Below are 18,016 nucleotides of genomic sequence, written 5' to 3'. Positions count from 1 at the left end.
ACTATTTTGAGAGGTGGTTCAAAAAGTTCATTAAAGTATTGAGGGGCGACCGGTGGGGATCGAACCCACGAGTGCCGGAGCCACAATCCGGTGCGTTAACCACTTCGCCACGACCGCCGTCGAACTAGAAATTATGGTAGCGGCGGAGGGGATCGAACCCACGACCTCACGGGTATGAACCGTACGCTCTCGCCAGCTGAGCTACGCCGCCATATGGCTCCACAGGCAGGACTCGAACCTGCGACGGATCGGTTAACAGCCGATTGCTCTACCACTGAGCTACTGTGGAATAGTCTTAAGTGACTACCAAGGTATGTTAATCTGAATCATTGTGCTTGTCGTGTCCTGCAGACCTGTATACTTTAATCAGCGACGAAATATAATTTACCACGTCCGACAGAATCTGTCAATAACCTATCCTCATAAATTTATGTTCCAGATGTAATGAAAAATACAAGCGACAATAAGTACTATAGCATGTTCAAACGATGTGTTCAATAAAAACCCAGCAATTAATCATAAAAAAATATAACGAATCAATCGGTAATGGCGAAACAAAGCAACGTTTTGCTCCACTTCGGAATAAAACGGACAGTCATCCCAAAAAGTCGGGGAGAACTGCCCGTAAATGTCCGGTTTATTCACCTAGTACAGCTTCAGCAATGTTAACAGCGTGATCACCTATCCGTTCAAGATTACTGATAATATCTACAAACACGATTCCTGCTGACCCGGTGCAAAGTCCCTCATTCATGCGAATAATATGCTTTTTGCGGTAGTTGCGTTCCAGCCTGTCAATCTGATCCTCTTTTTGCAAGACAGCCAGTGCTTCTTCACGATCCATACCATCAAGTGCCTTAACGGATTGTTTGACGGTCAGAATCGTCAAATCAAACATATTATTCAAATCTTCCTGAGCTTGTTCTGTCAAATGGACTTTATTGGATATTTTATAATCAATTAATTCAATAATATTTTCGAAATGATCACCTATCCGTTCAACATCGCGGACAGAATCCATTAATACTGTGTGTTTGGCGCCCTCCATTTCAGTCATCGATTCACCGGACAGCTCAACTAAATAATCCGTGATTTTACGGTCCAAATTGTTTAAGGCGCCCTCAATTTGCATCGACATATCTGAATGTTTTTGACTTTGTGTTGTTAAATATAAATTGGTTTCCTCAAGTCCCTTATAAGCATATTCACCCATACGAATAATTTCCGCTTTTGCCTGATCCAATGCTAATGTGGATGATTGCTGAATAAAAATTGGATCCAAGTGTTTTGGCTTATATTCGATAACCGTGTCATCGCCCGGGATGAATTTCGTTACAACCCATGCAAGAGCACCAATAAATGGGAATTGCAGAATAAGATTTGCCAGATTAAAACTTCCATGTGCAAATGCAATGGTCATTTCATGATTTAGCTCAAATACAGATTGCAGATACGTAACATATTGGGTGAACAATCCAAGGAGCAGTAATGCAATAAAGGCTCCTGCAAGGTTAAAAATAACATGGACATAGGCAGCACGCTTGGCAGCTACTGTTGCGCCGATTGACGCAAGGACGGCTGTGATGGTTGTACCAATATTATCACCGAATAAAACAGGCAATGCTGCCTTCAGTTCAATCGCGCCTTCAGAAAACAGCCCCTGGAGAATACCGATTGTAGCACTTGAACTCTGTACAACAAACGTAAACAGGGTACCAATCACAACCCCTAAAAAGGAATGTTCGCTCATACTCAAGGTAAGATCCTGAAATGCCTGAACTTCACGCAATGGTGACATGCCACTGCTCATTAATTCCAAACCAAAAAATAATGCACCAAAGCCGAAAACGGCCTGTCCGATATTATGAACGGTCTGATTTTTAAAGAAAAACAACAGAAAACAGCCGACAGCTATTATCGGTAATGCATACTCTCCCAGATCAATACCGATTATAAATGCCGTTACCGTTGTACCGACATTGGCACCCATAATAACACCAATCGCCTGTCTGAGTGTCATAAAGCCTGCGTTAACCAAACCGACTGTTAATACAGTTGTGCCAGAACTGCTTTGAATCAGGATCGTGACAACTATACCGGCCAATACACCCAGAAAAGGATTGCTTGTCGTTTTGTCAAGTATATCCCGGAGCCTGTCGCCGGCGGATTTCTGCAATCCATCCCCCATGTATTTGATGCCTAAAAGGAAAATTCCCAAACCGCCGATAAATTCAAATATCAGTGTCTGCACATCGATATCCAAAAATAATTCCACCCTTCGAACCATGCTGAAATTTGTCGCATACCTTTTCCATTATTAATACACGATGAATGGTTTGTAAAGGATATCATCAAAAACTTAACATAAAATTTACATTCCATTATTGCTCTTATTTTAATAAATGCCCTTCCCATTGAATTTCATTCTGTAAAACACCCATGAATCATTCCGATTCATGGGTTTCACTCTGGTCCTCAGCGGTTTTTTCAACCAAAATTTTTGTTCCGTCAACGTGAATAACTTTAACGTCACTCCCTTTAGAAATCCATTCCGCATTTGAAATGGCGCTGTAATTCTTATTATTGATTCGAACTGTTCCGACGGGGCGCAAATCACTTAACGTAACCCCTTGTTCTTCAAGTAATTTTTCATAACTCTGATTCATGGAATTATAGCCTTTTTCTTTTGTCAGCTGGTCTTTCAGGGTTATTTTGGACCACATATCCCTTCGCTTAAATACTTTTAAAAAGAGCGGTGATGAAAATCCGCCAATCAGCACACCAATGACCGCATACATGCCGGCAAATAAATTCGGTGCGGCCAATGCAACTGCCAGCAGCATACAGGCAAGGCCAATAGTCGCAAGCGTTCCGTCATTAACTAATTTGCCATCAACCATAATCAGTAATATTCCAGCTAAATAAATAATAAGCATAATGATAAAAGAGCCGGTTTCAAGGTAAACTGTAAAATAGACCGTAATGAATCCCAAACCAAGCAGTCCAAAAAATCCACGCATATTTACAAGCAGTTCACCGATTAGAAATAATGTTGCAAAACCTGTCAAAATAAAGCCGATCCAGTCCATCGAAAAAATAGCCATGATCATTCCCCCCATTCCCTTACCCTTATTATACGGATTTTTTACGGTTTTGGTTTCATTTAAGGGGGCAAAAAAGTATGAATTCAATAAAAAAATTGCTTATATATATTTTTGCAGTTCTATTTTTAGTCAGCATCTATCAGGATTTAACCGCAGGGACACCATTGAATTCCAATCCAAACCCACAAAAGCAGGACAACCGTACGCTGGAGCAGGAAACATTAACGGCCATTAAAGTAAAGGTAAATGAGGGCGATACTGTCTTATCCATTGTAGAAAAATTAAATGATCAGTCTAACAGGCCATTGGATATTTCACAAATTCAAACGGATTTCAAAGCATTGAATCCTCATGTGGAACCATTGCATATCAAATCAGGGACCTATTATTATTTTCCTTTATATAACTAAGAAAAGCGTGGGGCACCTTGTTCACCCCCGGAAAGCTTAAGCAAGAATTTGCAGTGGCGGGTTTTGCTACGTAAAAAGGGCTGAATAATTCAGCCCTTTTTCGCTATACAAACGGAAGCACAAACAATGTGATGAGAATGGAAATGGCACCTGCAATAATAGCCGTGTTACCAAGCGTTTCTGCACCACGGTTTCTTGATACAAATCCCATTACTATCCCTGCACCACCAAGAATAATCGGCATCGCAAAATACGAGATAATGGATAACGCCACGGCAATCCACCCAAAAGCACTGGTTGCCTGTGCGCCATCTTCTTCACCTGAATGAACTGGCTCGTCAATATCATCCGCAGTCATTTCTGAGGCTAATTCCTCGTCCCGTCGACTTTGGATGTCTTCCACGCGTGACTGGTCTCCATCAAAGTTGGTCGCAACCATATCATCAGTGTCCGGTTGTTCCTCCAGCTTTGGGCCATTCTCCGAACTATCCAGACGGCGATCATTTTCATCCATCAGCAAGACCCTCTCTTTCTTAAAATGAGGTGCGTCTATAGTTTATGGATGGATGACAATTATACAGCTGGTAGTTAATGGAATGGCTTTTTCAGGTACAAGATAATTTTTTCGGCATCCGGGCATATACTGAAACACCATAATCTTATTTAAGGAGCAGACTTATGTCCACATTCATTAAACAACTGGTCACCAAAAAACTAAGAAAGCTCTCTCCCGATGAATTGCTTCATTATGCACACCAATATCATTTTTCCATCACCAAAAAACAGGCAAATGAAATCACAGCATATTTACGACAAAACCCAATCGAACCATTTGATCCAGCCTATCGTGACAAAATGTTTAAAGACCTTGCACGGATAACTGACCAGGAAACATCCAACAAGGCTCAAACCTTATTCCAGGAAATCATTAAATCGTACGGACTGGAGGGGTATTTTAAGTAATTGTATTTGACGGCGGATATGCATTGATTGAAGCACCAGACGCGGTTCTGCACACGTGTCTGAACAACAGTCAGTAATAAAGCCTGACGAAGTAAAAAGGAATAACGCGCAAACCGTTATTCCTTGATTCGTTACTGATTCATGATTTTTTCTTTCAAGTCTGCTTCAAATTCACCGTTTTTAATCATGTCAATTTCAAATTTGTATGGTGGCTTTTTGTTTTTCTTATCCTCACCAACGAAAGGTGTTTCCAGAATTTTTGGCAATGCCTCCAATTGAGGATGCTTGATTACATAGTGAAGCGGATCAAATCCGATGTGGCCAAAGCCAATATTTTCATGACGGTCTTTATGAGCGCCTTGTTCATTTTTGCTGTCATTGACATGGACAACTTTCAAGCGGTCCATTCCGATAATTTTATCAAATTGATTCAATACACCGTCAAAGTCATTGACAACATCGTAACCACCGTCATGAATATGGCAGGTATCCAGACAGACAGACAGCTTTTCATTATGGGTTACCCCGTCAAAAATCCTGGCGAGTTCATCAAACGTCCGCCCGATTTCCGATCCTTTTCCGGCCATCGTTTCAAGTGCGATCTGGACATCCTGTTCTTTATCGAGCACTTCGTCCAATCCCTCAATAATCTGCTCAATTCCTTTATCCGCACCAGCACCGACATGTGAACCCGGATGGAGAACAATTTGTTTCGCTCCAATTGCCGCGGTTCGCTCAATCTCATTCCGTAAAAAGTTGACCCCCAAATTAAACGTTTCAGGCTTCGTCGTGTTGCCAATATTGATAATGTACGGCGCGTGGACTACGATATCCATGATACCATGTTCCTTCATATGTTCCCTGCCGGCTTCAATATTTAATTCCTCGATTGCCTTCCGTCTCGTGTTCTGTGGTGCGCCTGTATAAATCATAAAGACGTTGGCATCATATGAAGCTGCTTGCTCACTTGATCCCTGTAACATCTTTTTCCCGCTCATCGATACATGTGATCCGATTTTTAACATATCCTCACCCCAACATTATTTTCGTTTTTTATTTGGTTTTTGTATCATTTGTTTCTTGTTTTTTTCCTGCTGTTTCTTCATCTTTTTCTTATATCCCGGTTTTACTTTCTTTGTTTTTTTAACTTTTTTCCATGCTTCAGAATCAGCATTACTGGTGGTTTTTCTGCGCTGATTGCGCGCATTCCATGATTTGGTTTCTTTCCATTCGCCGTTTTTTACGTCCCAGAATGTAAATGTCAGACCTTTTTGCTGCAATTTTTCAATCAGCGGAGTATCGTGTTCGCCGTATAAACTGATAACGGTCCCTTCCAGTCCGGCCCGTGCTGTTCTGCCGGCACGGTGTACATAGAAATCTTCCTCTTTCGGCAATTGGGCATTGATGACATGGCTGACCCCTTTAATATCGATTCCTCGTGAAGCGAGATCGGTGGCAACAATATACTGATAGCGGAGGTTTTGAATCTCCTTGAGCGTCCTTTTTCTCTCCCTTGGAGCCAGACCGCCATGAATAATTCCCACATCAAGTCCTTTTTGCTGCAGTGTAAGAGCTAATGCATCAGCGGTCTCTTTTCCGTTTGCAAAAATGATAGCTAAATAAGGCTGTATTATTTTCGAGATATCTACAATAATATCGGATGCCTTCCGGTGTTTGAGCGGAATCAAACGATGCTCGAGCGTTTCCGGAGACAACTTATCATCAATTTTAACATGCAGTGGGTTTTTAAGATATTTCCGGTAAAAATGCTCCAGCTGCTGCGGAATTGTAGCCGAGAAGGCAAGGATTTGAATATCTCTTTTTGATCGGACAAGCAATTGATCAACGTCATGGATAAATCCCAATTCGAGCATCAGGTCAGCCTCATCAATCACAAAAGCAGATGCGGCATAAATTGAAACAGCTTCTTCCTTTACCAAATCAAGGACCCGTCCAGGTGTACCAACAATAATATGTGGCGGCGTCTTCAATTTCTCGATCATTTTTTGCTTATCTGTCCCACCAACAAGCAATTTAGCATGCCAAGTGCCATTCATGCCGGCATAATCAATCATATGACGGACTTTTTCATGGATTTGCGTTGCCAGCTCCCGAGTCGGTGCGGTTATCACGCATTGAACTTCACGCTTATTGGCATCAATACGGTTCAATAAAGGCAATAAATATGCGTGTGTTTTACCGGAGCCTGTGTGCGATTGCCCAATAACACTAGTTCCTTTTAATACAGCCGGTATTACTTGCTTCTGTATAGCTGTTGGTTCATGAAAATTTAATCGATCAATGACATTCGTCATAACGGGCTGAAACGGAAACGCGCTGAATTGATTATCCATATTGCTGGACTCCTTTAATTGGTGCAAAAATTAGTTTTTGTCTCATACTGCTGTATTCAAACGGACAGTAACCCACCGAATGACGGCAGCTTGCCCGAATCAATTCTACTTACATTCAGCGACAAAACCACCCCGCTGAATACCATATTACTTTATTATAAACGCATTTAACACGTTATGCATCAAATAAATTGAAATGGTTCCGTATTGGTATTGGATACTATGATTTCAAATGCATCAGATGTAAAACAATCTTCCAGATACGCCTTGGTGTATCCTTTCATTATTGTTTCAATATGGTGGCCGGGGTCAATCACGGACAACCCCATGGCTTCTGCATCCTGAGCTGCGTGGAATGTCATATCACCGGTAATATAGACATCAGCACCCATTTGTTTGGCCTTATGAATATACTTTTCACCACTGCCGCCTAATACAGCAACTTTTTGGACTTCTTTAGCCAATTCTCCGGTAACCCGAACATGTGGGACATTCAGTGCTGTTTTAACATGTTCACACAATGCTTCAAGTGTCAGCTTTTGATCCAGCTTGCCTATCCGTCCTACACCATACACTGTACCGCTGTTTTCAACCGGATAAATATCATAAGCTGCTTCTTCGTATGGATGGGCGGTGATCATGGCTTCCAATACCGGGGGAAGTTTTGACGCTGGCAAAATAGTTTCGATTTTAACCTCATCAACAAATGCTAATTTTCCATGAGTGCCAATATAGGGGTCCGTCCCATCCAATGGCTTAAAGGTCCCCTGTCCGGTTGTCTGGAAAGTGCAGTGACTATAATCCCCGATATGCCCCGCGCCTTTTTCACTTATGGCATTCCGCACTTGTTCAGCGTGTGTTACTGGCACAAACACAGCCAGTTTAACCAATTTTTCCGTATGACTGACATCCAATATTTTCCGATCTCCAATACCCAGCCTATCGCAAAGCATATCGTTCACACCCCCATTTGCAGCATCCAGGTTTGTATGAGCCGCATACACCGTAATATCATGCTGCAGGAGTTTTCGGATCGTGCGTCCTTTTGCTGTATCTACATTGACGTGCTGCATCGATTTAAATAGTAATGGGTGGTGCGCAATAATTAGATCCACGTTTTTTTCAATCGCTTCGTCGGCGGTTGATTCCAGTACATCCAGTGTCACCATAACCTTTTTGACAGGCTGATGAAATGAACCAATTTGCAAGCCGATATGATCCCAGTCATAAGCCAAATGTTTAGGTGCCCATGTTTCCATTGCCTTAAAGATATCCGCGTTACGAACAATCGTTGTCATTGCCTAAAACCTCCCCTATCCACGTTAACTCTTCAGTAAATGCGGCTATTTTTTTATCATCCGGTGATTTAGCATTCTTCATCTGTTCCACTGTCCGCTTTCGGTTATCATATTCATGTGTCCATTTTTGGTAAAAAAGTTTCGGCTTTTGATTCAGTAAATGTGGGCCAAACAGTAGCTGCTTTTCAGTCAGCTTCTGTCCATCAGCTCTTTTGTCCCCCACAATTATTTCATAAATATGCCCGTTCTCTGCAACCATCACCTCGTTCGTAACCTCATAGCCATGGCTATAGAGCCAACGACGTACATTGTGTTCACCAATATTAGGCTGTGCAATGATCTTTTCAACATTGCTAAGGCGGTCTTTCCCCTCATCTAAAATGGTTTTGATCAGGGAGCCTCCCATTCCTGCTATGACAATTAATGCAACTTCTCCATTCTGCAAAACCTGCAACCCATCTCCGAGCCGCACATCTACCCGATCAGATAAACCATGACGGCTGATGTTTTCCCGTGCACTTCGGAAAGGTCCTTCGTTCACTTCACCGGCTATCGCGTATGCATCTTCATCGTGCAGGCACACATAACAAGGAAGATGCGCATGGTCTGAACCGATATCCGCAAATTGAACACCTTGTGTTATAAATGATGCTACTTTTTCCAGACGTTTGGAAAGTCTTAAATGGTTGCTCATGTCAATCCCCTTATATGTTCCTGTGTTTCTTGAAAATAGTATAAAAGAGTAAGCCTGCTGTCTGTCCAGTAAGCTTACTCTTTAGCGTTATCGTTGTTCATATCTTTGTTACTTCTGCTCAGAAAGCCATTGCGCTACAGCATCCGCATCTTCGCCCTGGATCAGTCCGGGAGGCATTCCGGCATCAGGAAACCCATCTGCTATAATTTGCTTAATTTCGTCTTTTGAATACTTGCCTCCGACAGCGTCCAGAGCTGGCCCGGCACCGCCCGACAAGTCTTGCCCATGACATTGCGCACAGTTATTCTGGAAGACCTCTTCACCGTTTGCGGCCGTTTCTCCGCCGTCGGATTCACCTCCAGATTCCCCGCCGCCGGAGTCACCTTCCTGCTGTTCACTTTGCTCCCCGCCGTTTTCTTCTTCTTGAATAGCTTTCTGCTGATTTAAACCAACAAATGATACAACAATTACTAATAGTATCCCTATACCAGCAATTAAAGCGTAAGGTATGACCGCATTTTTACCCATCGTAGTTCCTCCTTATGTATATTCCTTCACTGAAGTTAATAGCATACCTGTATACAGTTTACTCGAAAAACAGTTTAGATTAAAGGAAAAAGATGTGACATTTTATAGAACAATGCATAATAAGGCCTTTGATGCTCTCGACTCGATTTATGGTTCACTGTTTCATCTTCCGATTTTAAAATGTGCATACTCACAATTGATACGGCCTTGCACTAAACTATGTACAGCAGTCATTGCACACCAAAAAATTGTGTTCAATGACTGAAATACGTTATTCCAAAAAATCTTTCAGTCGTTTGCTTCGGCTGGGGTGTCTCAGTTTCCGCAACGCTTTTGCTTCAATCTGGCGGATCCTTTCCCTGGTAACGCCGAATACTTTCCCGACTTCCTCCAACGTTCTTGTCCTGCCGTCATCAAGACCAAAGCGCAGACGCAACACATTTTCTTCGCGGTCGGTAAGGGTATCCAAAACGTCTTCCAGTTGCTCTTTAAGCAATTCGTACGAAGCATGGTCAGAAGGCGACACAGCCTCTTGGTCTTCGATGAAATCACCCAAGTGTGAATCATCTTCTTCACCGATCGGTGTTTCCAGCGAAACGGGTTCTTGAGCTATTTTTAAAATTTCACGGACTTTGTCAGGTGAAAGTTCCATTTCTTTTCCGATTTCTTCAGGGGTTGGCTCTCTGCCCAAATCCTGCAGCAATTGCCGCTGGACACGAATAAGCTTGTTGATCGTTTCAACCATATGAACCGGTATCCTGATCGTTCGAGCCTGATCTGCTATTGCCCGTGTGATGGCCTGACGTATCCACCATGTAGCATACGTACTAAATTTAAAGCCTTTCCGGTAGTCAAATTTTTCGACAGCTTTAATTAAGCCCATGTTCCCTTCCTGAATCAAATCAAGAAACAACATTCCCCGACCGACATAACGCTTGGCAATACTGACAACCAGACGCAGATTCGCCTCTGAAAGTCGTTTTTTCGCTTCTTCATCACCATTCTCAATCCGTGTGGCCAGTTCAATTTCCTCAGCGGCTGATAACAAATCCACCCTGCCAATTTCCTTTAAATACATGCGGACAGGATCATTTATCTTGATACCAAGCGGCACACTAAGGTCATTCAGATCGAATTCCTCTTCTTTTGCAATCTCCTGCATCTTGGGATCTTCCTCGGAATCCCCGATGACTTCCACACCTTGCTCTGTCAGGTACTCATAAAACTCATCCATCTGTTCGGATTCCATTGAAAACGCCGACAGACGGTCAGCAATTTCTTCATAAGCCAGTGTCCCGCGCTTCTTACCTATTTCAAGCAGCTGGTCTTTTGCCTGTTCGAGTGTCAGTTCACTGTTATTTTCTTTTGTTTGTGAAGGCTTATTTTCGGCCATGAGTCCCCCTCCTTCCAACTACAGTCAGTTTATACTTTTCCATTGCTTTTGAAGCTCAATGATTTGCATGGCTATTTCGGCTGCCTTGATCGGGTCGTTTTGCTGCTCAGCCAGTTTTTGTTCCTCTTTTAATGACTGAATGTCCTTCTTATTACTGTTTTCAGCGCGAATCACGCGTATTAAATCATTCATTTCCTCTCTTTGTATATGGTCATGCACAGGAATCATCGCAATGTCTGTGACCAATTGTTTCAGTCTGTCATCTGTCAGCATCTCTACGAACATACTGACATCAGCTTGTTGATGTTCTTCATAAAAGGCATATAAATGCGTCGCAACAACTTTATGCTCTTCAATATTAAAGGACACACCTATTTCCTCCTGCACACTATCAGTAATAGCCGCATCTTGCAACATATATGCAAGAAGCTGACGTTCTGCGTTATGAAACGCCGGCAGTAGTTTTTTTATATGATGATGAACAGATGTTTTATTAGTATATCTGTTCTTATTTTTCTTATCCTCAACAAGTGCCATCTTTTCACGGTTAGCCTGAATTTCCTGTATTAATGAATCCATTGATACATTATATGAATCACTAACCTCTTTTAAATAATATTCCCGTTCGACAGAGCTTTCAATCGTTGCGAGATGTTCCAATAATTTTTCTATATAGTGTATGCGATCTCCTTCAAGACTAAGATTATAGTTTTTTTTCAAATACCTCATGTAAAAACTTGTGAAGGTCAGACTCGATTTGATAACCTGATGTTGAAAGGCTTCAGCCCCGAATTCTTTTATAAAGTCATCGGGATCCATATCCTCACGCATATTGCCTATTTTGACCTCACAGCCTGCCTTTTGCAGCATCCCGGCTGCTTTATACGCAGCGTCAGTTCCTGGTTTATCAGCATCATAACAGATAATGACTGTATCGACATACCGTCTTAACAGCCTTGCCTGCGATTCCGTCAACGATGTCCCAAGCGTGGCAACAGCATTCTTCACACCGGCTTGATAAGCGGATATGACATCCATATAGCCTTCAAATAAAACGGCCTCACTTTGTTTACGGATGTGTTTTTTAGCCAAATCAAAATTGTAAAGAATTCTCCCTTTCTGAAACAAATCACTTTCAGGACTGTTTAAATACTTAGGCTCCTGATCTGAAATGGTTCTGCCCCCGAAGGCAATCGTTTTTCCAAGGTGATTGCGGATTGGAAACATCACCCTGCCACGGAACCTGTCTGTTATCGTATTATCCTCGTTTAATGACAATAGCCCGGCCTTAACAAGTATCTGCTGATGAAACCCTTTTTTTTGCAGAAACTCTGCCGTAAAGTCTTTTACATTCGGGGCAAAACCCAGTTGGAACACATCGATTGTGTCATCTGTTATACCGCGGTCGTGAAAGTATTGATAACCTTCTTTTCCGTCTTTTGTATACCTGAGCAGATGATGGTAAAGCTTGGTGACCCACCCGGAAGCATCGAGCAAATTCTGATTTTCCAATGAAATGGACGATGTCTGCTGCTGAGCGAGCTCAGGCAAATGCACACCACTTCTGTCGGCAAGAAATCTTAAGGCTTCATAAAATGAATACTGTTCCATTTCCATGATGAATGTCAAAACGTTTCCGCCTTTTCCGCACCCAAAACAATGAAAAATTTGTTTTTCCTGAGCTACGGAAAACGATGGTGTTTTCTCACCATGGAATGGACAAAGACCAAAATAATTCCGTCCTTGTTTTTTCAGTTGTATATATTCGCCAATGACATCGACTATATCATTCGTCTTGCGCACTTCCTCAATAACATCTTCAGATACCTGTTCAGGCATATTTACCACCATGCCTTTTTATTCGATAGTCATAAAGAAAATCCTTCATCATTCGACAAACTTTTTGTCCATGTCGTAAAAAATTTCTTCCATTCCTGCAAAGTCTGCATGGCATGTCCAAAATCATGTTGTCTTTTTCGGACTAACACTGGAAGAATTTCAGGTCACCGTATTATTGTACCTCTTGAAGGGCTTGTATAAACGTACTTTGCTCATAGATTCTTACATACTTGTATTCTACACCATGATTCATTATTCCTTCTTAAATCGCGATATTTTATTTTTCAGAATATACTTTGCTCGTACCCATCGATGGTTCGTATATTTTGACACAAAAATTAATTATAATACAAAATTGCTCAAAACGCCATCATAAAATTCAATTCTTTTTTATGCCTCTTCTTTGGCTGGTAAGACCGTACTCAAAACTGATATCCATCATTCTTTAGGGCTGTATAGGTAAATCACTTAAAATCAGAAAAACACCCCGCTGTCGCGCAGAATGTTTTCATTTCACTATCATGATGTCTTATCCACATGATTCCATTCATCTATCCCTTCACGAAGCGGGTGACAAAAGCGCTGACAGCATAGCTGATTCTTTAGCCTTTGATCTTGCGCATGATTGTATTGGCGGTTTCTTCGACTGCCTTATGGGATACGTCGACAACTTGGCATCCAATTTTTCCGACAACTTCATCAAAATATTGCAATTCCTGGTTAATCCGTTCCATATTTGCATAAGTTGCCTGGTCGCCCAGCCCGAGTGCCTTGAGCCGTTCTTTTCGAATGTCATTTAATTTCGCTGGACTTATTCGCAAACCAATACACTTGTCGGGGTTCATGTCAAAAAGTTCTTCAGGCGGTTCAACTTCCGGCACAATTGGAACATTGGCAACCTTCAACCGCTTATGGGCCAAATATTGCGATAATGGTGTCTTGGATGTCCGGGAAACGCCAATCAGGATGATGTCAGCACGTGCGATTCCGCGCGGGTCTCTGCCATCATCATATTTGACGGCAAATTCAATTGCTTCCACACGCTTAAAATAGTCTTCATCCAATTGATGGACCAGTCCAGGCTCTAAACGGGGGTCACTTTCAAAAGAGCGTTTCATCGCATCCATCATAGGCCCCATTATATCGATTGCCTCGATGTTCATGTCATAGGCTTGTTTATTTAAATAGGAACGCAGCCCGGGGTCTACTAAAGTAAAACCGACAATCCCCTGTTTTTCTCTCACCTGTTGTAATGCCTCATCAATCGTCTTAGTATCTTCTACATACGGAATCCGCTGTATTTGATATTCGCCATTATTGAATTGACTTAATCCCGCTTTGATAACTAATTCCGCCGTTTCACCCACCGAATCGGAGAGAACGTAAACAAGTGGTTTATCTTGCATGGATATGCGCCTCCCTTATAAATGCTCGTGCTCATCCATAATCAGTTCAACAAATACTTTGGTGATGGTTGTTTTTGTAATACGTCCGACAATCTCCAGTCCTTTCTCTGAATCTTTCAGAACCGGCAGACCATCAATTTGTTTGTCAATCAGTTTTTTAGCTGCGTCAATCAGCATCTCGTTCCGGTAACAGACCGTGATGTTAGGCATTCTTGTCATGATAATATGTACCGGAATTGCATCTAAGTCCTGATTCCCGATACTTGCCCGCAATAAATCTTTTCGTGATAAAACACCTGTTAAACATGAATGCTCATCAACGACAAACAAGGTCCCCACATCTTCAAGAAACATCGTTGAAATAGCATCATATACAGATGCCTCTTCTTTTACGACAATTGGAACAGACTGGTATTCATACACTTTAAACTGCTTTATCTTTTCAGTTAGCAGTTCTGTACCTGTCTTGCCAGTATAAAAATAACCCACCCGTGGTCTGGCATCAAGAAATCCTGCCATGGTCAATATGGCTAAATCCGGACGTAATGTTGCGCGTGTTAAACTCAACTTGTCAGCTATATGTTCACCGGTTATCGGTCCATTTTCTTTCACGATGCCGATAATCTGTTCCTGTCTATTCGATAACTCCACTTTTTCACCACCTGCTTGCTCAAATGTGTCATACTGTTTCTCAATATTATACACGATTTACAGTGAAAAAGGAACTGCGGTCGCTCTCAAAAATGCTGTTTCCATTCAATCGCCGACAGATCCGCGTAATCATATATTAAATATGCAATCTGATTGATCAGCGCCAGCCGATTATTGCGGATCACTTCATCATCGGACATCACCATATTATGATCAAAAAAGTCATGGATCGGCTGTGACAGCTTTCCTAACTGGCGCAATGCCTCAGCTGCCTCCTGTTGAATGGTTGCTTTTTTATAGCCATCCGTTACTGACCAATAAGCTTCATACAGTTGTTGCTCGGAATCCGTCTCAAAAGCTGACTGGCTAACTTCAGTTAAATCTGTTTTGCGAGCGAGGTTCAACACGCGAACAAGTGCCTCCTGGACCGGTTTGAAGTCAGGATTATTCCGTTCATGTGATAAGTTTTCAGCCTTTGCAACCATATACGGAATGACTCCAATCCCGTTATATAAAACAGCTTGAATAACATCCTGCTCAATCGCTGATTCTTTTAAAAGATACGTCATACGGTGTCTAAAAAATTGCTCAGTTTCGGATCTGGATTTATCTTGATCCATTAATTCAGACTCAGCATTTTCATACTGCTGTTCAGCCAATTCCAGTAAGGATTCAACGGTTATATGCCAGTTGTATGTTTTAAGTATTTTCAAAACGCCTGTTGCCTGTCTTCTCAACCCATATGGGTCCTGGGAACCGCTTGGAACCAATCCTGCTGAAATACACCCGACAATCGTATCGAGTTTATCTGCAACACTGACAATTGCACCTTCAATGCTGTCTGGGAGTGTTCCCTCTGCCTGAACAGGTAAATAGTGTTCGGCCACTGCCCTGGCAGCTGCTTGTGTCTCACCAGCATTCAGAGCATAAGTTTCACCAATGATTCCTTGCAGGTTGGTAAATTCGTTAACCATACTTGTCGGCAGATCAAACTTACATATTTCCGCTGCTCTCGCTGCATTTGAACACGTCTGTTCATCAAGATCAAGCCATTGTGATAGTTGATTAGTAATTGCTGTAATCCGCCTGACCTTATCACTGATGGTCCCCAGTTTCTCCTGGAACACGATCCGTTTCAGTTTTTCCAAATAATAATCAATCGACTGTTTTTGGTCTTCTTCAAAAAAGAATTGCGCATCCGATAATCGTGCCCGCAATACTTTTTCATTTCCCCTCACAACCGTATCGAGCCCATTTTCATCGCCATTCCGGACACCGGCAAAGTATGGCAGCAACTCTCCATTGTTCGATTTAACAGGGAAATAGCGCTGATGTTCCTTCATTGACGTTATTAGCACCTCGGGAGGAAGGGCCAGATAGGACTGATCAAACGATCCTACGAATACAGTCGGGTATTCCACCAGGTTACACACTTCACCAAGCAGTTCGTCGTCTTCAGGAATTTGAAAGCCTTGATCCGTTTCAGTTTTTGTTAGTTCGTCGGCAATCATTTGCCTGCGCTTTGCCGGATTAACGATTGTATACTGATCCGCAAGCGTCCTTTCATAATTAGCCGGTACCGATAATGTTACCATTTCACCTAAGAATCGATGGCCATAAGTAAGGTTGCCGGTTTGGACGCCAGCAACTTCAAATGGAATGACCTCCGTACCGAATAACGCAACAATCCAGCGAATAGGACGGCCGTAGCGCAATGGCTGTTCTGCCCAGCGCATGTTTTTTGGAAATTGAATTGACGTTATAATCTCACTAAGTTGTGGCAGTAACTCGTGCGTTGGCTTACCGGTAATTTGTTTTTTGACAAAAATATAGGCGGTACCCTTTACGTCTTTTGTATAAATATCATCAACCGTTTTTCCGTGGCCTTTTGTAAAACCGATTGCTGCTTTCGTCCAGTTAGAAGCCTCGTCCTGAGCGATCTTTAATGCCGGTCCTTTCATTTCTTCCTCCAGTGATGTCTGTTCTTCAGCAGCATCTTTAACCAAAACAGCCAGTCTGCGCGGTGTTGAAAAAGAAACGATAGACGTATAGGAGATGCGAGAATCGTTAAGCCAGTTTTCCGTTTTCGTCAGCAGCTGATATTCCGCATCGTCCACAAATCGTGCCGGAAGTTCTTCAAGTCCTATTTCTACTAGTATATCCTTCGCCATTATTCTGCCTCCTTTTTCAGCATTGGAAAACCTAACCGTTCCCGCTCTTCCACATATGCTTTGGAAATACCTCTGGCCAGATTGCGAATTCTGGCGATATACCCTGTTCGTTCAGTAACTGAAATGACACCCTTTGCATCAAGCAAATTAAACGTGTGGGAGCATTTTAATACATAATCATATGCCGGGAATACCAATCCTTTTTCCATTGTGGTCCTTGCCTCATTCTCATACATTGTGAACAACTGAAAGAGCATATCTGTATCAGATTCTTCAAACGTATATTTGGAATGTTCATATTCCGGCTGGAAAAAGACATCGTTGACACTTACTCCGTTGGTCCATTCCAGGTCAAAAACGTTTTCCCTGTCCTGAATATAAGAGGCCAGACGTTCAATGCCATAGGTTAGCTCAACTGAAACAGGATTGGCTTCAAGGCCACCGATTTGCTGAAAATAAGTGAATTGAGTAATTTCCATACCATCAAGCCAGACTTCCCATCCCAATCCGGCAGCACCGAGAGTCGGGTTTTCCCAATTATCTTCTACAAACCGGATATCATGCTCAAGCGGATTGATGCCCAGCGCTTTTAATGAATCAAGATATAATTCCTGTATGTTGTCCGGTGAGGGCTTCATAATGACTTGAAACTGATGATGCTGGTACAGGCGATTTGGGTTCTGTCCATATCTTCCATCTGCGGGGCGCCGTGACGGTTCAACATAGGCCACGTTCCACGGCTCAGGACCAAGACTTCGGAGCAGCGTCATTGGTGACATGGTACCAGCCCCCTTTTCCACATCGTAGGCTTGCATTAAAATACAATTTTGATCTGACCAATGTTTTTGCAATGTTAAAATCATTTCCTGAATTGTCATGATTACACCCTCCATATTCGTTCGAAAAACTCGGCATAGCCTTATTCATTAGAAGACAGATGCCGGAAGCCAGCGTGGAAATTAAAATCCCCGTCCCTATGTCAGACAAGCCGACATAGGGACGGGGGTTAATCCGCGGTTCCACCCTACTTGCCCTTTTCTCAAAGAGCCACTTTATTGTCATTGCTCCAGAGCGCCGTTCCTTATGTCCCGTTATCCGGCTCCCACCACCCCGGATTCGCTCAGGAAACAGAAGTCAATAAGTACTTTTCTCTATCAGCGCAATTTTGATTTGTTAACGTTATGTACCAAAATACTACGACATGG

16 protein-coding genes, 3 tRNA genes and 1 other annotated feature are annotated in these 18,016 nt (G+C 42.4%); of the genes, 2 read left to right on the top strand and 17 right to left on the bottom strand.

Annotated elements, in window-relative coordinates:
• Nucleotides 1–44 precede the first annotated feature (44 nt).
• From E4U82_RS04635 to E4U82_RS04615, 5 genes are all read right to left on the bottom strand, one after another.
• Nucleotides 45–117: transfer RNA gene (locus E4U82_RS04635), tRNA-His, on the bottom strand.
• A gap of 17 nt (nucleotides 118–134) precedes the next feature.
• Nucleotides 135–211 (bottom strand) — tRNA-Met (locus E4U82_RS04630).
• A gap of 3 nt (nucleotides 212–214) precedes the next feature.
• A tRNA-Asn gene (locus E4U82_RS04625) sits at nucleotides 215–289 on the bottom strand.
• 348 nt (nucleotides 290–637) lie between these two features.
• Entirely contained in the window at nucleotides 638–2,263 is a 1,626-nt protein-coding gene (locus tag E4U82_RS04620) for a Na/Pi cotransporter family protein (protein ID WP_135108903.1), read from the bottom strand.
• A gap of 181 nt (nucleotides 2,264–2,444) precedes the next feature.
• Nucleotides 2,445–3,104 carry an NfeD family protein gene (locus E4U82_RS04615; RefSeq protein WP_135108902.1) on the bottom strand — a complete coding sequence of 220 codons (660 nt, stop codon included), beginning with the start codon at nucleotides 3,102–3,104 and terminating at the stop codon, nucleotides 2,445–2,447.
• Nucleotides 3,105–3,181: 77 nt separating this feature from the next.
• On the opposite strand from E4U82_RS04615, the gene E4U82_RS04610 reads away from it, so the two are divergent.
• Complete coding sequence (locus E4U82_RS04610) at nucleotides 3,182–3,514, top strand: hypothetical protein (RefSeq protein WP_135108901.1); 333 nt, start codon at nucleotides 3,182–3,184, stop codon at nucleotides 3,512–3,514.
• A 103-nt stretch (nucleotides 3,515–3,617) separates the two neighbouring features.
• On the opposite strand, the gene E4U82_RS04605 is transcribed toward E4U82_RS04610, so the two are convergent.
• The gene (locus tag E4U82_RS04605; RefSeq protein WP_135108900.1) at nucleotides 3,618–4,028 is read right to left on the bottom strand and encodes an MATE family efflux transporter; all 411 of its coding nucleotides are present in this window, start codon (nucleotides 4,026–4,028) and stop codon (nucleotides 3,618–3,620) included.
• 164 nt (nucleotides 4,029–4,192) lie between these two features.
• Between E4U82_RS04605 and E4U82_RS04600 the strand changes: the two genes are divergently transcribed.
• The gene (locus E4U82_RS04600) at nucleotides 4,193–4,477 is read left to right on the top strand and encodes a DUF2624 domain-containing protein (RefSeq protein ID WP_135108899.1); all 285 of its coding nucleotides are present in this window, start codon (nucleotides 4,193–4,195) and stop codon (nucleotides 4,475–4,477) included.
• A 131-nt stretch (nucleotides 4,478–4,608) separates the two neighbouring features.
• On the opposite strand, the gene E4U82_RS04595 is transcribed toward E4U82_RS04600, so the two are convergent.
• The 11 genes from E4U82_RS04595 to glyQ form a co-directional block, all read right to left on the bottom strand.
• On the bottom strand, nucleotides 4,609–5,502 hold the full coding sequence (locus tag E4U82_RS04595; RefSeq protein ID WP_135108898.1) for a deoxyribonuclease IV: 894 nt from the start codon (nucleotides 5,500–5,502) through the stop codon (nucleotides 4,609–4,611).
• Nucleotides 5,503–5,517: 15 nt separating this feature from the next.
• Nucleotides 5,518–6,831 carry a DEAD/DEAH box helicase gene (locus E4U82_RS04590; RefSeq protein WP_135108897.1) on the bottom strand — a complete coding sequence of 438 codons (1,314 nt, stop codon included), beginning with the start codon at nucleotides 6,829–6,831 and terminating at the stop codon, nucleotides 5,518–5,520.
• 182 nt (nucleotides 6,832–7,013) lie between these two features.
• Nucleotides 7,014–8,129, bottom strand: coding sequence for a Nif3-like dinuclear metal center hexameric protein (locus tag E4U82_RS04585; RefSeq protein WP_135108896.1), 1,116 nt, complete (start codon nucleotides 8,127–8,129; stop codon nucleotides 7,014–7,016).
• Nucleotides 8,110–8,823 carry a tRNA (adenine(22)-N(1))-methyltransferase gene (locus E4U82_RS04580; protein WP_135108895.1) on the bottom strand — a complete coding sequence of 238 codons (714 nt, stop codon included), beginning with the start codon at nucleotides 8,821–8,823 and terminating at the stop codon, nucleotides 8,110–8,112. The genes E4U82_RS04585 and E4U82_RS04580 overlap by 20 nt, the downstream gene beginning before the upstream one ends.
• Before the next feature lie 108 nt (nucleotides 8,824–8,931).
• A complete protein-coding gene (locus tag E4U82_RS04575) occupies nucleotides 8,932–9,351 on the bottom strand; it encodes a c-type cytochrome (RefSeq protein ID WP_135108894.1) in 420 nt (139 codons plus the stop codon).
• A gap of 271 nt (nucleotides 9,352–9,622) precedes the next feature.
• Nucleotides 9,623–10,744, bottom strand: a complete 1,122-nt coding sequence (gene rpoD / locus E4U82_RS04570) for an RNA polymerase sigma factor RpoD (RefSeq protein ID WP_135108893.1) — start codon at nucleotides 10,742–10,744, stop codon at nucleotides 9,623–9,625.
• Nucleotides 10,745–10,768: 24 nt separating this feature from the next.
• Complete coding sequence (gene dnaG / locus E4U82_RS04565; protein WP_135108892.1) at nucleotides 10,769–12,583, bottom strand: DNA primase; 1,815 nt, start codon at nucleotides 12,581–12,583, stop codon at nucleotides 10,769–10,771.
• A gap of 602 nt (nucleotides 12,584–13,185) precedes the next feature.
• Nucleotides 13,186–13,989: a pyruvate, water dikinase regulatory protein gene (locus E4U82_RS04560; protein WP_135108891.1), complete on the bottom strand. Its 804-nt coding sequence runs from the start codon at nucleotides 13,987–13,989 to the stop codon at nucleotides 13,186–13,188.
• A 15-nt stretch (nucleotides 13,990–14,004) separates the two neighbouring features.
• Nucleotides 14,005–14,640: a transcriptional regulator CcpN gene (gene ccpN / locus E4U82_RS04555; protein ID WP_135108890.1), complete on the bottom strand. Its 636-nt coding sequence runs from the start codon at nucleotides 14,638–14,640 to the stop codon at nucleotides 14,005–14,007.
• 86 nt (nucleotides 14,641–14,726) lie between these two features.
• Nucleotides 14,727–16,811 (bottom strand): glycine--tRNA ligase subunit beta, encoded by a 2,085-nt coding sequence (gene glyS, locus E4U82_RS04550; RefSeq protein ID WP_135108889.1) that lies wholly within the window; start codon nucleotides 16,809–16,811, stop codon nucleotides 14,727–14,729.
• Nucleotides 16,811–17,689: a glycine--tRNA ligase subunit alpha gene (glyQ, locus tag E4U82_RS04545; protein ID WP_135108888.1), complete on the bottom strand. Its 879-nt coding sequence runs from the start codon at nucleotides 17,687–17,689 to the stop codon at nucleotides 16,811–16,813. Before glyQ ends, glyS begins: the two co-directional genes overlap by 1 nt.
• 114 nt (nucleotides 17,690–17,803) lie before the next feature.
• Nucleotides 17,804–17,978, bottom strand: a binding site (T-box leader).
• Nucleotides 17,979–18,016: the final 38 nt, after the last annotated feature.

The sequence above is a fragment of the Lentibacillus salicampi genome, assembly GCF_004565465.1.
In the GTDB taxonomy this organism is placed as follows: domain Bacteria; phylum Bacillota; class Bacilli; order Bacillales; family Amphibacillaceae; genus Lentibacillus; species Lentibacillus salicampi.
The sequence above is the reverse complement of the archived record's forward strand: the minus strand, read 5'-3'. Positions and strand labels throughout refer to the sequence as shown.

Excerpts from the sequence above, each read along its gene's own strand:
- dnaG (WP_135108892.1), bottom strand. The coding sequence starts at position 12,583 with ATGCCTGAACAGGTATCTGAAGATGTTATTGAGGAAGTGCGCAAGACG.
- rpoD (WP_135108893.1), bottom strand. The coding sequence starts at position 10,744 with ATGGCCGAAAATAAGCCTTCACAAACAAAAGAAAATAACAGTGAACTG.
- E4U82_RS04610 (WP_135108901.1), top strand. The coding sequence starts at position 3,182 with ATGAATTCAATAAAAAAATTGCTTATATATATTTTTGCAGTTCTATTT.
- E4U82_RS04575 (WP_135108894.1), bottom strand. The coding sequence starts at position 9,351 with ATGGGTAAAAATGCGGTCATACCTTACGCTTTAATTGCTGGTATAGGG.
- E4U82_RS04560 (WP_135108891.1), bottom strand. The coding sequence starts at position 13,989 with ATGCAAGATAAACCACTTGTTTACGTTCTCTCCGATTCGGTGGGTGAA.
- E4U82_RS04615 (WP_135108902.1), bottom strand. The coding sequence starts at position 3,104 with ATGGCTATTTTTTCGATGGACTGGATCGGCTTTATTTTGACAGGTTTT.
- glyS (WP_135108889.1), bottom strand. The coding sequence starts at position 16,811 with ATGGCGAAGGATATACTAGTAGAAATAGGACTTGAAGAACTTCCGGCA.
- E4U82_RS04585 (WP_135108896.1), bottom strand. The coding sequence starts at position 8,129 with ATGACAACGATTGTTCGTAACGCGGATATCTTTAAGGCAATGGAAACA.
- E4U82_RS04595 (WP_135108898.1), bottom strand. The coding sequence starts at position 5,502 with ATGTTAAAAATCGGATCACATGTATCGATGAGCGGGAAAAAGATGTTA.
- glyQ (WP_135108888.1), bottom strand. The coding sequence starts at position 17,689 with ATGACAATTCAGGAAATGATTTTAACATTGCAAAAACATTGGTCAGAT.
- E4U82_RS04580 (WP_135108895.1), bottom strand. The coding sequence starts at position 8,823 with ATGAGCAACCATTTAAGACTTTCCAAACGTCTGGAAAAAGTAGCATCA.
- E4U82_RS04605 (WP_135108900.1), bottom strand. The coding sequence starts at position 4,028 with ATGGATGAAAATGATCGCCGTCTGGATAGTTCGGAGAATGGCCCAAAG.
- E4U82_RS04600 (WP_135108899.1), top strand. The coding sequence starts at position 4,193 with ATGTCCACATTCATTAAACAACTGGTCACCAAAAAACTAAGAAAGCTC.
- E4U82_RS04590 (WP_135108897.1), bottom strand. The coding sequence starts at position 6,831 with ATGGATAATCAATTCAGCGCGTTTCCGTTTCAGCCCGTTATGACGAAT.